At 36.8% G+C, this 17,076-nt stretch carries 11 protein-coding genes; 4 read left to right on the top strand and 7 right to left on the bottom strand.

Annotated features, from left to right (window positions below):
* Positions 1–41: 41 nt before the first annotated feature.
* The 6 genes from A1704_RS08940 to A1704_RS08915 form a co-directional block, all read right to left on the bottom strand.
* A complete protein-coding gene (locus tag A1704_RS08940) occupies positions 42–2,156 on the bottom strand; it encodes a TonB-dependent receptor (RefSeq protein ID WP_062673726.1) in 2,115 nt (704 codons plus the stop codon).
* Positions 2,156–3,358, bottom strand: a complete 1,203-nt coding sequence (locus tag A1704_RS08935; protein ID WP_062672614.1) for a PepSY-associated TM helix domain-containing protein — start codon at positions 3,356–3,358, stop codon at positions 2,156–2,158. Before A1704_RS08935 ends, A1704_RS08940 begins: the two co-directional genes overlap by 1 nt.
* 40 nt (positions 3,359–3,398) lie before the next feature.
* Positions 3,399–5,555: a TonB-dependent siderophore receptor gene (locus A1704_RS08930; RefSeq protein ID WP_062672612.1), complete on the bottom strand. Its 2,157-nt coding sequence runs from the start codon at positions 5,553–5,555 to the stop codon at positions 3,399–3,401.
* 151 nt (positions 5,556–5,706) lie between these two features.
* Positions 5,707–8,781, bottom strand: a complete 3,075-nt coding sequence (secA, locus tag A1704_RS08925; RefSeq protein WP_062672610.1) for a preprotein translocase subunit SecA — start codon at positions 8,779–8,781, stop codon at positions 5,707–5,709.
* 122 nt (positions 8,782–8,903) lie between these two features.
* Positions 8,904–9,125, bottom strand: coding sequence for a DUF2795 domain-containing protein (locus tag A1704_RS08920; RefSeq protein WP_002662059.1), 222 nt, complete (start codon positions 9,123–9,125; stop codon positions 8,904–8,906).
* A gap of 136 nt (positions 9,126–9,261) precedes the next feature.
* Entirely contained in the window at positions 9,262–10,290 is a 1,029-nt protein-coding gene (locus tag A1704_RS08915; RefSeq protein WP_062672608.1) for a GDP-mannose 4,6-dehydratase, read from the bottom strand.
* 89 nt (positions 10,291–10,379) lie between these two features.
* Between A1704_RS08915 and A1704_RS08910 the strand changes: the two genes are divergently transcribed.
* Both A1704_RS08910 and A1704_RS08905 read left to right on the top strand, forming a co-directional pair.
* Entirely contained in the window at positions 10,380–11,177 is a 798-nt protein-coding gene (locus A1704_RS08910; RefSeq protein ID WP_062672606.1) for a DUF2797 domain-containing protein, read from the top strand.
* A 33-nt stretch (positions 11,178–11,210) separates the two neighbouring features.
* Positions 11,211–13,862 carry a DUF748 domain-containing protein gene (locus A1704_RS08905; RefSeq protein ID WP_062672604.1) on the top strand — a complete coding sequence of 884 codons (2,652 nt, stop codon included), beginning with the start codon at positions 11,211–11,213 and terminating at the stop codon, positions 13,860–13,862.
* A gap of 108 nt (positions 13,863–13,970) precedes the next feature.
* Here A1704_RS08905 and A1704_RS08900 read toward each other — a convergent pair whose 3' ends face one another.
* On the bottom strand, positions 13,971–14,321 hold the full coding sequence (locus tag A1704_RS08900; RefSeq protein ID WP_062672602.1) for a hypothetical protein: 351 nt from the start codon (positions 14,319–14,321) through the stop codon (positions 13,971–13,973).
* A 175-nt stretch (positions 14,322–14,496) separates the two neighbouring features.
* Between A1704_RS08900 and A1704_RS08895 the strand changes: the two genes are divergently transcribed.
* Positions 14,497–14,691, top strand: coding sequence for a hypothetical protein (locus tag A1704_RS08895; protein ID WP_047426218.1), 195 nt, complete (start codon positions 14,497–14,499; stop codon positions 14,689–14,691).
* A gap of 122 nt (positions 14,692–14,813) precedes the next feature.
* Positions 14,814–15,860: a PA0069 family radical SAM protein gene (locus tag A1704_RS08890; protein ID WP_062672600.1), complete on the top strand. Its 1,047-nt coding sequence runs from the start codon at positions 14,814–14,816 to the stop codon at positions 15,858–15,860.
* Positions 15,861–17,076 lie beyond the last annotated feature (1,216 nt).

Raw genomic sequence — 17,076 nt, 5'->3', positions numbered from 1 at the left:
AAAAGTAAAGCAAAGATATGCTTTACTTTTATTTAGATTAATTAAAATTTGTATTCAATCATGAATGTCCCTCTCAATCCAAGAGCATTGGTAAAATCACTGTCTCTTGCAGTCCACCATGAAATAGCAGGCTGATACAGTTTGTTGAAAATGTTTTCAATACCTAATGATACTCTCCAGTTGTTGTCAACCTCATAACTGGATTTGAAATTGAAAACAGTATACTCAGGTACATATCCTTCACCATAAGCATACAATCCCGTCTTGGCATTTGGTTCAAATCTGTTTTGCTGGAAAGAGTGAAGCATATCAAGACCAACGGATAGAGCTGGAACAGGTCTTGCCTGAACATAAGCCAATACTTTAGGCGCAGAAATTCTGCTGTTGTTGATCTTGGTAGAATAATCACCGTCGTCCTTTATAGAGGTAATTCCTTCCATCCAGCTGTAGCTTCCACCAAACTGAATCCATTTTTTAGGGCTAAAGTGTAAAAATCCTTCTACCCCGTATACAATCTCGGGAGATCTCTGAATCATCAATGCTCTGTCTGGACTTTGTACGAATGATGCTCCCAGTTTCGATGTGCTTACATAAGAAGTTAATTCATAATTCAACCAGCTGGAAAGCTGTCCTGTTGCTCCCAATTCGTAGTTGTTTACAATGATTGGTTTTGTTTCCAGGCTTTTGATGGTTTCAGAGGTTGAGGTTCTTAAAATTCTTCCTAACTCATTGATAGAGTAGGCCTGAGAGAAGCTTCCGAAAAGGTTGATATAAGGCTCAATATTGTAACGAATTCCAATATTTCCTACCAATGCATTGTAGTTCAGTTTTCCACCCGCGACAGGAATACTTTTGGTGAAAGTTCCGTCACTTTTCAGGGTAGAAAGGGTATTGAAGTCATCTACATTTACTTTGATGTTTTCGTAACGAAGTCCTCCTTTGATGGTGAACTTTTTAAACAGATCTATTTTTGCCAGTACGAAAGGTGCAATATTGGTCATGTTCATATTCGGAGTCCAGAAACGTCCGTCTTCCAGCTTTTGAACGGTTTCATCATTCAGAATATCGGCTCCGTAGATGATTTCTGCCTGAGAGTTCGCTGAATTCCAAAGCTGGGTATCAAAATTGAATCTTGCTCCTGCTTTTTTTGAAATTACATTCGACTGCCCGCCGTTGAAAAAGGTGTCGCTGTAACCGTAAACGGTTTTAAAATCCTGATAGTAAAGGTTGATATTCAAAGACGTTCCTGCAAACAGGTTCTTATTGTCGTAGCTTACTCTTATGTTGTGGTTTTTAGGAGTTCCCTGAGGAGTGGTTTCCAAACCTTTCCCAATTCCTTCACCAATCGTTGGCTTGATGCCGTATTTTCCTGTTTTTAATCCTACATTCAGATCTGATCTTGATGAATAGCCAATGTAAGAAGCCTCAATTCTCTGATTTTCGTTGATGTCATAACCTATTTTCAACAGTCCGTTGTAGTTGTCCATCTTCGCAATGCTATACGTAGGACTTATCAAAACACCATCACCGTCTTTTGTATATCCTGTTCTTTCGTAGGCTAATGAAAGGGTATAATCAAACTTGTTGATCTTTCCCGATAAAAGCTGACTGGCTCTTACTCCTAAAGTACCTCCATAAGGCTGCCCTGTAAGCCCGATCTGTGAAATCCCGGAGATTTTTTTATCTGTTTTGCTTCTTTTTGTAATATAATTGATGATCCCTCCGTCTGCTCCGTTACCATAAATGGAAGAAGCTCCTTTGATTACCTCTATTCTTTCGATCGCTGAAGGGTCAATGGTTCTTAAATCTCTTGCTCCGTTACGAAGTGGGGTAGACTGTGGAATTCCATCAATCAAAACCAGAACCTGACGTCCTCTTAAGGTCTGTCCTGTATTGGATGTCTGTCCCGAATTGGTTCCTAAACTGGGAACGGTATACTGCAGGATGCTTGTGATATCTGAGTTAACGGTCAGCTGAGACTGAATCTGTTTCTCTCCTACCACCGTTACGGAGCTTGGAACTTCTTTGATGCTTTCCTTTTTTCTGGAAGCAGTCATGACAACCTCGTCTACATTTTTAGTTTGTAAACTATCTTTTACCTGAGCAAAAACAGTGGCAGTTCCTAAGCAGGCAGCTGATAAAAGCACTTTTTTCATTATATTTTCTTTCCTTTTTTCTTTCTTTTTCCCCACCAGACCAGAAATCCGGTTACAGGGAGCGATGTACATGTGAGGCCGGCTATAAACCAGATGACCTTTCCAATGATTCCGAAGTAGGAACCGGTATGGATGTCGTAATTGGCGTTGGAATATTTCTCGGCAGTATTGAGATTGTGATGAGGTTTATTGGCGAGTAGTTTTCCGGAGTATTTGTCGAATGTCAGGATGTTTCTTTCACTGTATCTTCCATCCATTCCGTAAACCGTTACAGGAAGATTCTTCAGTTCTTTTCCTTTTTTATTCTTTCCGTTCAAAGTAATTCTGAAGCTGGATGATTTTGCATACAGCTTTTGAGTTTGTGCCGCAGCGAGATCAAAAACAGCTTCATTCTTTGCTATCAGAGAGTCCGGAGATTTTCTTTCTTTTTCCTTTGGAAGTTCCCATGAACCTGATAATGCAAAAGTAAAAGTGTTTTTTACATAGGGATAAGCAAAATAAAGCCCTGTAATACTTAATAGCAATGCAATAAATGATGCATAGAATCCAAGAACATTATGAAGATCATAATTTTTACGCTTCCAGTTTTTTACATTTTCCCAGTTGAACCAAAAACGTCCTTTTCTTGCATTTTTGTTTTTAGGCCACCATAAAATGATTCCTGTAATCAGCATAATGACGAAAATAACAGTTGGGATTCCTACAGTATACGGTCCCCATTCTGAATTAAGCAGAAGTCCCCAGTGGATATATTTCAAGATGTTGAACACATCATACTTTTCATCATAAACCGCCAGAATTTGCCCGGTATACTGATTTACATAGACCAGTTTGTTAATGTGTACCTGCTGAAAATAATTCCATCCTTTTTTGCTTTTGTCATAGTACTCAAACTGGTAGGATTTATTTTTATCCAAAGGAATTTCTACAGCGCTTACAGGATATTTTTCATTAAGTTCCAGCGTAACTTTTTCACGAAGCAGATTAATAGACAATGGCTTTTTTCCGATATCCTCCTTTTTCAGGTAAATGGCTTCTTTGCGTAAGCTATTCTGTATTTCATCCTTAAAAACATATAAAGTCCCTGAAAGAGAGACTATAAATACAATGATTCCAACAGATAAACCCAGCCACAAATGAAACTTTGCAGACCATTTTTTTGTGGAAGAAACCTTCTTTTTATGATGATGCTTTTTTCTCATAGCAAAAAGTTAACCCCATGAGGGGCTAACCTTTGATTTTTTAAAATTTATATCCTATTGATACTCTCCAGTTACGCGGAGCATTGTAGATCCAGGCATATTCTCCTCCATCACCTCTATATCCGCTGTAAAGCTTTCTGTTAAGAACATTGTTCAACATAAAGTTAATATCGAATTTTTTAGCAACATAAGAAACGCCGAAGTTGGTATCAAAATAATCAGGAAGACTCTGATCTTTTGTGGCACTTACCCCATACCAGGATTGTCTTCCTCCCTGATATTGATATCCTGCAGAAATACCGAAACCATTTAAAACACCATTCTGGAATCTATAGTTGATCCAGGTATTCTGAACATTTTTTGCATTTCCTGGAGACTGAACTCCAATTCTTGCAGGATCTGTGTCTTTGATGGTTTTTGCATCAGTGTAGGCATAGTTTACAATGATGTTCAATCCTTTGATGATTTCTCCTTTGATATCGGTTTCAAAACCTCTTGCTCTCTGCTCACCTGTAGCCACTTGGAAGGGCTGTCCTTCATTTTGTTCTTTAGGTCCCGCAACAAGAATATTTTGTCTTCTGATTTCGTATACTGCAAAAGTAGAGTTCCATTTTCCTCCGAACCAGTCTTTTTTCAATCCGAATTCAATATTCTGTCCTCTGAAAGGATCTGTAATTTTGGTTTTGTTAATTCCTGTTCCGGATTGTGGTACGAAGGTTTTATCATAGATACCGTAAGCAGAGAAATTTTCATTAATAGAATAACTCACTCCAACTCTTGGTGTAAACTCACCAGCTGTATCAGGTACAATGGGAGTCCCTGGACTTAGATTAGGATATGCGGAATAAGTTTTACCGCTTGTATATCTTCCTGCTAATGTTAATCTCAATTTATTATTGAACATTTCAATCTGATCCTGAGCGTAATAAGAAGTATATTTTACGCCCTGATCGTTATAAAACGGAGCAGAAGTGTTTAAGCTATAAAAGTCAGAAGAAGGAAGTTTTGAAGGATCTACTCCATAATTTACATTATAAATATTAATAGGGAAAGGACCTCCGGCAAAAGATGAAAAGTCTGCATTATACTTTCTGTCTCCATAATCGAATCCTGCAATTATTTTATGTACAATGTTTCCTGTGTTAAGCTTACCTCTTACATAGGTTTGGAAAATGTGATTTTTTCCTTTTGCCTGCCAGTTGCTTAAGGTTCTGTTGAAAACATTCTTATTGTTCGCATCAAAAGTTCCCCACCAAGAACCTCCGTCGTAATTCAGGTCCATATAAGCATATTGTGTGCTCCAAACCCAATCTTTGAAAAGCTTCTGGTCTAAACTTAAGAATAAACTCTGGTCTTTTACTTCAGTTTTCTTAAAGTTAGGGTCATTAAAGTTGGTATGTACATTCAGTGAAGCGTATCCGTCGTTTGACATCAAATAAGCTCCAGGCTGGTTGAATTTTAAGTATTGATAGTTGTATTGAGCTGTAAATGTAGTGGTTTTTGTAGGTCTGAAAGTAATGGAAGGGGCAACAATGAATTTGTTTGTTTTGTCATTTTCCACCCAGGATTTATTAGAGCTTCCCATCAAATTGATACGGTAGTCTAAAACCCCGTCTTTTACAAGAACTCCATCCAGATCAGCTTCTCCTCTGAAAAGATTATAGCTTCCCGTTGTGAAACGCACACTGTTGGCAAACTTTCCTGTAGGTTTTTTAGTTACTACATTATAAAATCCGGCAGGATCTCCCATAGATCCCATAAATCCGGCAGGACCTTTTACAAACTCTATTCTGTCTATGATAGATGCGTCAGGATTGATGGGTCCCCAAGTAGAAGAAACATTCATCCCGTTCATGAAAGTAGCAATACCTGCTCCTCTCATGAAAACATTGGAATATACATTATCCCAGTGTTCTACTTTTCTTGCCCCACTTACGTTACGGACAATTCCTTCAGACATATTTAGAGTCATCTGATCAGCAAGAACCTGTGAACTTACAGACTGTACATTTTGTGGCAGCTCAAGAATAGGCGTCTGAATTCTCAGTGAACCTGAAACCTCATTCAGCTTGTACTTCTGATAATATCTTCCGTTAACAACTACTTCTTCAATATCATTGGATTTGATGGTGTCTTTTTTTTGCGCAGAAACCAACATTGTTCCCAGTGCGGAAGCACAGATCAGTACATTTTTCATGAAACTCAAATTTTCTGCAAATATATTATTTTTAACTGTTCTAAATAAATAATAAGATTGATATTTATCATAAAATTATTATATACCGAATAACAAAAAACCGCTATGGCCAATGCCAGAGCGGTTTTTGTATGATTTTATTAAATTTTTCTTAAGCCGGAATTTCTCCTTTATATAAGAAAGAAATAATTTCTTTGTTTAATTTATCGATCATTTCACTGAATAAGTGGAAAGATTCCTGCTTGTAAATTACCAATGGATCTTTCTGCTCGTAAACAGCTCCTTGTGAAGATCTTCTTAAGTCGTCCATCTCACGAAGGTGAAGCTTCCAGTTTTCATCGATAATTGATAAAGTGATATTCTTTTCAAAATCGTTCACTAAACTTTCACACTGAGTATCGTAAGCTTCTTTAAGATCAGCTACAATTGTCATTGTTTTGTGTCCATCTGTGAATGGAACCTGAATCATTTTGAACATTGAACCTTGATTTTGGTATACATTCTCAATGATTGGGAATGATTTTTCTTTCAATAGGTTCAGCTTCATTTTGTAGTCTTCCTGAGCTGCTTTGAATAAGATATTGGTCAGATCCTGAACGTTTTTATTATTAAAATCACTTTGAGAAACCGGAGATTCCATTGTGAATGTTTTAATGATTTCGTATTCAAAATCTTTATAATTTCCTGAAGCTTTTCCTTTCGCAACGATAGAATTGGCAACATCGAAAATCATATTTGTGATATCATATTTCAAATGGTCTCCGAATAAAGCATTCTTTCTTCTCTTGTAGATTACATCACGCTGTTTGTTCATAACGTCATCGTACTCAAGAAGCCTTTTTCTTGTTCCGAAGTTATTTTCTTCCACTTTTTTCTGAGCTCTTTCAATAGACTTACTGATCATAGAGTGCTGAATTACTTCTCCCTCTTTGTGACCCATTCTGTCCATCATTTTAGCAATTCTTTCAGAACCGAACAAACGCATTAAGTTATCTTCAAGAGATACATAGAACTGAGAACTTCCCGGATCTCCCTGACGTCCCGCTCTACCTCTTAGCTGTCTGTCAACACGTCTTGAATCGTGTCTTTCTGTACCGATGATGGCTAAACCTCCTGCATCTTTTACTTCTTTAGAAAGCTTAATATCGGTACCACGACCTGCCATGTTGGTTGCAATGGTTACAACTCCCGGCTGTCCTGCTCCAGCTACAATCTCAGCTTCTTTTTTGTGAAGCTTCGCGTTCAATACCTGGTGTGGAATCTTTCTTAACTGAAGTGCTTTTGATAGTAACTGAGAAATCTCAACAGAAGTAGTACCTACCAATACAGGTCTTTTCTGTGCTGTTAATTTTTCAATTTCCTCTATTACAGCATTATATTTTTCTCTGTTAGTTTTGAAAACTAAGTCTTGCTTGTCATGTCTTAAAATAGGACGGTTGGTAGGAATTACCACAACGTCTAATTTATAGATTTCCCAAAGCTCTCCAGCTTCAGTTTCAGCAGTACCCGTCATTCCCGCAAGCTTGTTATACATACGGAAGTAGTTCTGAAGCGTGATGGTTGCAAAAGTTTGAGTAGCTGCCTCAATTTTTACATTCTCTTTCGCTTCGATCGCCTGGTGAAGACCGTCTGAATAACGACGTCCCTCCATGATACGACCTGTCTGCTCATCAACGATTTTTACTTCACCATCAATGACTACATACTCATCATCTTTTTCAAATAATGTGTACGCTTTCAATAGCTGGCTCATTGTGTGAACACGCTCGGATTTTTCAGCAAAATCAGAGAAAAGTCTTTCTTTTGCTTCAAACTCTTCTTCTTTAGAAAGGTTCTTAGCTTCTACTTCAGCAATCTCAGTTCCGATATCAGGAAGTACGAAGAAGTTAGGATCAGAGTTACCCTGAGACATGTATTCAACACCTTTGTCTGTAAGGTCTACCTGATTGTTTTTCTCCTCGATTACGAAGTAAAGATCTTTATCTACGATCGGCATATCACGGTTGTTGTCCTGCATGTATTGCGCCTCAACTTTCTGAAGCAATGCTCTGTTTCCGCTTTCCGATAAGAATTTGATTAATTGTCTGTTTTTTGGAAGACCTCTGTATGCCTGAAGTAATTTGAAACCACCTTCTTTTGTATTTCCTGCAGCGATTAATTTCTTCGCTTCATTGAAAATAGCAGAAACGGTTTTCTTTTGTACTTCAACAATTCTGTCGATAGAAGGCTTAAGAACATCAAACTCCTGTCTGTCTCCCTGAGGAACCGGACCTGAAATGATCAATGGTGTTCTGGCGTCATCTACCAAAACAGAGTCCACCTCATCCACGATAGCAAAGTTAAGTTCTCTTTGTACCAATTCTGAAGGTGATGTCACCATGTTATCTCTCAGATAATCGAAACCAAACTCGTTGTTCGTTCCGTAAGTAATATCTGAGTTGTATGCTTTTCTTCTTCCGTCTGAATTCGGCTGGTGATTATCGATACAATCGATAGACATTCCGTGGAATTGATAAAGAGGACCCATCCAAGCGGAGTCTCTTTTTGCTAGGTAGTCGTTTACGGTTACAACGTGCACTCCTCTTTCCGGAAGTGAATTTAAGTAAATAGGTAATGTTCCTACCAAAGTTTTACCTTCACCGGTTGCCATCTCGGCAATTTTACCACTGTGAAGAATAACCCCTCCGATAAACTGAACATCATAGTGGACCATATCCCAAACTACAGGAGTTCCGGCAGCGTCCCATGAGTTTTTCCAAATAGCTGTGTCTCCCTGAATGCTAACGAAATCTTTTCCTGAAGCGACAAGTTCTCTATCCCAGTCACTAGCAGTTACACGGATTTCTCCATTCTGAGCCCATCTTCTTGCCGTTTCTTTGATCAATGCAAAAGCTTCGGGAAGAACCTGAACCAGAACTTTCTCTTCAATTTCGTAAGATTCTTTCTTTAAAGACTCAATTTTTGAGAAAAGAGCTTCTTTTTCATCAACGTTGGTTGAATTTTTTATCTGCTCTTTTATCTGTTCTATTTGAGCTGTGATCTTACTGGTTGCAGATTTTATATTCTCTTTAAACTCAGCAGTTTTTTGTCTCAACCCATCATCCGACAATTGTTGAATGTTAGGTTCTACAGCTCTGATTTTTGTTACAACTTTTTTTACTTCTTTTAGGTCCTGCGCTTTTTTGTCTCCCAAAAACCCTTTAAGAACTTTGTTTAAAAAACTCATAAATTTTTTGCTTTATGCTTAATGCAAAATGCTTTAAGCGTTTTAAATAACACTTATCGTGTAAATTATATATAAAAAGGGCAAAAAAGCTCTAAGCATGCAGCCTAAAGCTTATCGCTTTATTAATATTCGTCCTCGTTCCAAAGGAAATCCTCGTCAGTAGGATAGTCACTCCATACCTCTTCGATAGATTCATAAATTTCTCCTTCGTCTTCAATAGCCTGAAGGTTTTCTACTACTTCCATAGGTGCACCAGTTCTGATGGCGTAGTCGATAAGCTCTGCTTTTGTCATTGGCCAAGGTGCGTCACTTAAATATGAAGCTAATTCTAATGTCCAGTACATAATTTTCTAATTTTTTGCAAAAGTATAAAAATAGGTTGTATAATAAACTTTTTTATACTTGATTTTCAATTCTTTTTATAATTTTTTCTTATAAATGGCTGTCACAAACTAACTGGCAGCTATGTCAGCAATTTACTTATTGTCGTTTTCTCAAAAACCATTCCACAAATTTTTTTATGCCATTTTGGAAGTCTGTGGCCGGTTTATACCCTATCAAATCCATTGCTTTTGCAATGTCGGCATTGGTTTTTGTGACATCTCCCGGCTGCAATGGCAGAATTTTTTTGATGGCAGATTTTCCCAGCGTCTTTTCGATTGTAGCCACCATTTCAGACAAAGTGATTACTTGATTTTCGCCCAGATTCACAATTTCATAAATTCCTGAATTGTTTTCAAGATAAAGAATAGACTTAGTAATTCCATCAATGATATCATCTATATAAGTATAGTCTCTGGCCGTATTTCCGTCACCATAGAAAGGAATTTCCTGATTTTCCGAAATGAGCTTTGTAAACTTGTGTATAGCAAGGTCAGGTCTCTGTCTTGGCCCATATACCGTAAAGAATCTGAGCTGGATCATATCTATATGGTATAGATTATGGTAAACATGTCCTATAATTTCTCCGCTTTTCTTGGTAGCAGCATAAGGAGAGATAGGATTGTCTACATTATCTGTTTCCGTAAAGGGAATTTTCTCATTGTTTCCATAAACACTTGATGAAGATGCACAAATGAATTTTTTAATATGGAAATCCTTACACAGTTCCCAAAGATTCATAGTACCTCGTACATTCACTTCTTCGTACTCCAGAGGACGTTCAATAGAAGGGCGAACACCGGCAAGTGCAGCAAGATGGACCACCATGTCAATATGATGATTCTTAAAGATGTTTTCAAGACCTTTTAGGTCCCTGATATCCTGCCAATAGAGGGAATATTGGTCTGAATGGGTGAGGGAAACCAAACGCGGAATATCCGTCTCTTTATCTGAGAACTCAAAATCCGAATTTTTACTGATTGACTCCAAAGTATTTTTAATTTTTACCTGATAGTCATAGAAATCATCAAAATTGTCAATGTTTATGACAGAATGTCCATTTCTTAATAATCGTTCAATTAAATGGGAACCGATGAACCCACTACCGCCTGTTACAAGATAAACCATTTGTATTTTTTATGAGCACAAAAATATAAATTTTACTTTTTGAAAAATATAATCATTAAATTTACTTAAAAAAGTAATATAAATATAATATGCAGTTTCAAGGGCAAATTTTAAAGATGACAAGCGTCGATGCTAAGCCAATCCAATACTACCTCAATCTTTCTGGAGATCTGATCCATATGAATGAGCTGTTTGGAAAGGAGTTAAGCATCAAACATACCGGATTTCAATGTGTAAATTGTGGTGAAAATAAACCAATTTACAGAATGGGATTCTGCAAAAACTGTTTTTTTGAAAGCCCTTATGCAAGCGATACCATTATCCGCCCGGAACTATCTACAGCTCATTTGGGGGTTGCAGAGCGAGATCTTGAAGTTGAAAAACAAATTCAGCTGCAGCCACACACTGTTTATCTGGCCTATACAGGAGATGTAAAAGTAGGCGTAACCAGAAATACACAGATTCCTACAAGATGGATTGATCAGGGTGCAACTTTTGCATTACCCATCGCAAGAACGGAAAACCGTTATGAAGCAGGAATGATAGAAGTAGCTTTAAAAGAACATCTGGCAGATAAAACCAATTGGAGAAAGATGCTGCAGGATGATTTTGAAGGAGAAGTAGACCTTGCTGATTTCCGACAAAAGATAAAAGAATATTTTCCCGACGATTTCCAGAAATTTTACAGTGACGGTGAAGAGCTGTGGATGTTTGATTATCCTTTTGAAAAACCGGAGAAAGTTTCATCGTTTACATTAGATAAAAAACCTGAGTTTACAGGAAAGCTTACAGGAATTAAAGGTCAGTATCTTGGATTTGAAGGAGGTAATTTTATCAATGTAAGAGGGCATGAAGGGTATGTAATAGAACTGGAAATAAAGAATTGATCTATATAATAGGAAAGAACCAAATCACAAAATATGAAAAAATGGGTTAAAAGGCTATTAATAACTTTCGGAGTCCTGGCAGGAATTCTTCTTGCTGCGAATTTCGGACTGAATCTATGGCTCAAAACCCAGCTTCCGGAATACATCAAAAAAAATACAAACTATAAAGTTTCTTACAAAACGCTGGATGTTGATCTGGGAACAGGAAATATCTTTGCAACAGGAATTTCAGTTAACAGTAAAGATCCGCAAAATACAGACGTTATTGGTTTGCAGGGAACTATTGATACCTTGAAAATAAGCCGTTTCGGAATTTATGATGCTGTTTTTAATAAAAGAATCAGCTCGTCAGACCTTTTGTTGGCTAAACCCAATTTAAATGTCATTCTTGCCAAACCTGTCGACCGCAAAACCGAAAAGAAAAGAAATCCGGTTTCATTTGAAAATATAAGAATTAACGAAGGTAAAATTGCTGTTTTCAGGCATACAAAGCAGAAATTTCTGTCTGTTCAACAACTGGATCTGTTTGTAGAAAATTTACAGATGACGGAAGAATCCGTAGAAAATAAACTACCCGTTGTTTTTGACAAATACAGCATCAAAGGACAAAAATTCTTTCTTCGTCCAGATGAAACATATGCGGTTACCATCAGCAGTATAAATACAAGTAACGGACAGATGGCTGTTGAGAATTTCAGGCTGACCCCGCTGCTCTCTTTTGCTCAGTTTAAAAAGTTTTATCCTAAGAAGGCTCAATTATTTGAATTTGCAGTTCCCAAAATGGATTTTACGGATGTTATTTTAAACAAAAATAAAGTTTCACTTACGAATGCAGACTTTGAGAATCCTGTTCTGACAGTCTATAATACAGGAGTAAAGACCAAGAAAGCCGAAAAAAAAACAAATTTTGAAGTTGATTTAAAAAATATAAAGCTGAATAATGCCATAGTAAAGATCACAAAAACGGATGGAAATAATCTTCTGTCAGTAGGGAATCTTAGTGTAAATATCAATCAGCTGATGTTTAATAAAGAAACTTCTGAGCAGGTTATTCCGATAGGATATAAAGATTTTACTATAGCCGCAAGGAATATTGAATATTCCAATGCTCAGAATATTACAATACGAAGTCTTGCGCTGAAGCCTGCAAACGGTGAAATCAGGGACGTCATACTGACACCAGGGCATCCTGCAGAGAGAAAAGCAACAGTAGTGTTAAAAACAGATCATATTGCTTTTAATATCAATAAACTGGAATTCGTTGATAAAAAACTGAATGTGGATCTTAAAGATCTTCTCGTAGAAAATGTTAACGGAACTTTTAAAGCAGGTGAAAAAACAACCAATAAATCTGCCGGACCAGGGATTATTAATTCCTTTATCATCAGAAAAACATCCTTAAAAAACTCAAACATTACTTATGATAAAGGAAAACAACCACTGACTTTCCATGATCTTAACGCAACGGTAAATGATATTGAATTATCACCTAGACCTAATCAAAAAGGGCTGTCCTTCAAAGTAAAAGACTATTATATTACCACTAGAAATCTGGCTTATAAAACGCAGTTTTACAATATGAGCCTTGGGCTTATTAAACTGAATAAAAATAAGGTACAGATTAACAATTTTGCCATGAAGCCTCTCGTTTCAAGAGCACAGTTTATCAAAATGATACCCGTTGAAAGAGATCTGTATAATTTAGAAGCCGGACAAATTACTGCAAAAGGAGAGTGGGATCTTTTTTCTCACAACAAAATGGTTAATGCTTCCCAGGTAGACATTGAGTCTGCAAATGCGAATATTTTCAGAAGCAAAATTCCTAAAGATGATCCGAAGATAAAAGCATTATATTCTAAAATGCTGCGTTCCATTAAGATTCCGATGACCATTCATAATCTGGATCTAAAAAACTCTGTCCTGGTCTACGAAGAAGATACTCCTGAAAGTATGGGACCGGGAAAACTGACCTTCAGCAACTTTAATATGAACGTTAAAAACCTGAATTCATCTAAAATTAAAGGAAAGCCAACAAAAGTAGATATTAACATCAATTGTTCTTTCATGAACCTCTCACCACTTTCCGTCAACTGGAACTTTGATGTGGCTGATCAGAATGATAGATTTGCAATTTCAGGGAAAACTTCCAATCTCCCTGCAAGTGGAATCAATCCCTTTATCAGACCTTATCTTCATGTGACCGCTACTGCAGGAACTATTCAGGAAATGCTTTTTAACTTTAAAGGAAACCCTGCCGGATTACACGGAACTTTTAATCTTAAACATAAAGACTTAAAAATTGCCGTATTAAATAAGAATAACCATGAGAAAAAAGGGTTTCTGACTGCAGTAGCCAATATTTTTCTGAAATCAGATTCAGGAAGCTTTCCGGAAGCTGTTACGGTAGAAAATGTAGAACGTGACCCTACAAAGTCTTTCTTTAATCTTTTCTGGAGAGGAATAGAGCAGGGATTGAAGAAAACCCTGATTGGTAAAAATGTTGAAAAAACAGAAAAGAAAGTCAAAGAAGCAGTTTCTTCTGTAAAGGATATGAAACAATCGGTAAAAGAAATAAAACAGGAAATAAAAAATAAAAAAGAAACTCCCCAACCGGAAGCAGAGAAAAAAGAAAAGAAAGGTTTCCTGAATAATGTGTTCAGAAAAAAGGAAAAAACTGAAGAATAATTCTTTAAACCATTAAGACAGATCCTTTTGCGGTCAGTCATAACCACTGTACAGTTTTTAATTGAAAACAACCTTAATGGTTTAAAAAATTAATATGTGATTGAGTTGTTAAAAATTGAATTCATCACTTTCCTGAATAGGGATATCTCTTAAAAACTTATCAAATTCTTCGCCTGGATAATTGCTGTCTGCACCATAGGAATCTATAATCATCCCACGATTTCCTGCATTGTCCTTCACAACATAAAGTACAGCATTATCATCAGGATTGCTGTCTCCCTCGAAGCGATAAGTTTTTAAAATGACCATTTCAGAGGGTTGATACACCTTGTCAGAGTTTTCAAACTTCATTTCACATTTATCATTCATTCTGAACTCCCTGTGTATTCCTCTTTCAGAGAGTGTTTTCATCACCTGGCTCAAGGTTGTCATTCTGTCTATGTTTTCTGGATTTTCCATAATAATATTTTTATTTTTAAGTACAATAATTAAACCATTGCAAACTTTAAATATAAGAAAAATAGCAGATTGCAATTTTCCTAAAAATAAAGTTGAATGTTAACAAAATTTATAATTAAAAAAAATAAAATAGGTATGCTTTTTGCAATGGTATCAATAATAAATCAGAGAAAATATGAAAAAAGAAGTTGGAGTTTTACTGGCAGGAGGAGTTGGTCTTTTGGCAGTATTGAGTTTAATAAGCATTAAAAAAATTTTGACTAAAAAAGATAAAAAATATAGTGATTCCTATTCGGACTATCACAGACACTTTGATGAAAAAAATAATGATGATGAAACTCATGGAGTAGAATTATTCGCGCTGAAGTAGTAAAAAAATATATTTAATTATGTTTAAATCCAACGCTTTTGAAAGTGTTGGATTTTTTTGTGGAAAACTTTAATGTTAAAACTCATTATTTTATAAAAATTCCATTCTAATTTTACACCGGAATGCAAAGCGAAAATTTCATAAAAGGTCAGGGAGCTCAGCGAAACGTTGTCAATCGTTTCGACAGGTATACCTATGAACCAGAAGATGAGGATTTCGAAACCGTAAAGACTTCTTTTACGGAAGTATTTCCCAAAACCATTGTCAATCAGGTCAAAAGTGAAGACCTTCCAATGGAATATTCGATGAACCCTTATCAGGGATGCGAACATGGCTGTTCTTACTGCTTTGCAAGACCTACTCATGAATACTGGGGTTATAGTGCCGGGGTTGATTTTGAAAGAAAAATCATGGTAAAGAAAAATGCCCCTGAGTTGCTGGAGAAATTTTTTCAGAAAAGAGGATACAAAGCTGCCCCGATTCTATTGTCAGGAAATACCGACTGCTATCAGCCGGCCGAAAGACAATTTGAAATTACCAGAAAATTACTGCAACTCTGTCTTGATTACAGACATCCTGTCAATATTTTGACAAAAAATGCACTGGTGCTAAGAGATCTAGATATTTTAAAACCTATGGCAGAACAGAATCTGGTATCTGTTTCTCTAAGCATTCCAACCATCAACGAAGAACTGAGACGAAAGATGGAGCCGAGAACAAGCTCTGCAAAAAATAAATTAAAAGCAGTTGAAATTCTTTCTGAAAACAATATCCCCGTACATGTAATGGTAGCACCCATTATCCCAGGACTCAATAGTGATGAGCCTTTAAACATATTAAAAGCTATTTCGGATGCAGGTGCTTTAGGATTCGGTTATACCCTTGTAAGACTAAACGATACCGTGGAACCAGTTTTTATAAACTGGATTGAAACCCATTTTCCGGACAGGGCGCAAAAAGTTTTAAATCTTATCCGCTCCATGAGAGGAGGAAAACTGGGTGATAAAAGATATTTTGAACGACAGAAAGGAGAAGGGAATATTGCAGAAATGATTCATACCACCTTTAAGATCGGCAAAAAGAAGTTTTTTGAAGGCAAAGAGTTTCCAAAGCTTTCAACGTCTAACTTTACTGGATCCCGTGATCAGCAGCTACGGTTATTTGATTAAGCTTGCCTTATATATATAATATAAAATAGAGCCTACCTCTTTATTCTTCTTCCCGCACTCTCAAACCCTTTTACTCTCAAACTCTCGAACTTTTTTCAGGAGCTAATTCCTGCTATCCATTCCTACTCCTCGCGCCCGTGCACTCCAACGCTGTCACCCTGAGCGAAGCCGAAGGGCTCCACACCTAAAACCCACCCTCCGAGGCAAGCTGCGGGGTAACCATTTCTATCAGGGCTAGGGTAGGAGTCGTTAATGATAAGTGGTGAATGATGAATGATGAGGTTCTGGTTATTGAGTTTCGAGGTTCGGGTTTCCAGGTATAAAAGAAATATTGGTTTGAATTTTCATATTGCAGAATTCTATGTAAACATATTATTGAGTATAAATCCCTATTCCTATTGTATCATTCCGCAGGAATCCAAATTCTTTACAAGAGCGCTTGTAAGTTGGCAGGATAATATCTGAGGCCTTTTAGTAGTTAGTATTAGTCATGTCATGCTGAGCTGAGTCGAAGCATTATAATTAATTACGGGTACAGGAGTTAAATCTTATTACTCTATATTATTATATATTAAATATACTCTTCAGTCTTCGTCGAGGAAAGTCAGCTCTCTAGTCTAGTCTAGTCTCTATTATATAATATATATCCTATTTGATCATAATCACCCCGCATCCCGCATCCCGGATCTGACATTCCCTCTTCACACACACAGATTCACCTCCAACCCTCTAACCCACTTACTCTCCAACCACTCCTCCAAACAAATGTTTAAAATTTTTCTCTCTGCCTTCCAGCTGATTAGGATAAAAACCTATCCGAATATGAAATTTATGTTAAATAAACTTGTTTTGCGTTGTATGAAGTTACTATCTTTGCCCCACTGAAAAACGAAAGACATTCAGTAGCGCAGAAGAGCCTTTAGCTGGGCAGAAACGATATTACTTCCAAAAAGAGACGGACGAAAAAAACTTTAAAACTTTTTGAAAAAAAAGTTGCCAGTTTAAAAAGAGTTTGTATCTTTGCAGTCCCAATTAGAGGGAGCGCAGGAGTAGAGAGATTAAGGTTTTGAGAAGGATTAAGGTTACTTAAAAAAACTTTAAAATTTTCTTCAAAAACATTTGGTCATTAAAAAATAAAGTTTTACTTTTGCACTCGCAAATACGGAGCGACACTGACAGAGAGATTGCTTCGTTGAAAAGCGAAAGATATAAAGAT

This window comes from Chryseobacterium cucumeris (genome assembly GCF_001593385.1).
Lineage (GTDB): Bacteria > Bacteroidota > Bacteroidia > Flavobacteriales > Weeksellaceae > Chryseobacterium > Chryseobacterium cucumeris.
Note: the sequence above shows the minus strand (reverse complement) of the source record. Positions and strands in the feature narration are given on the sequence as shown.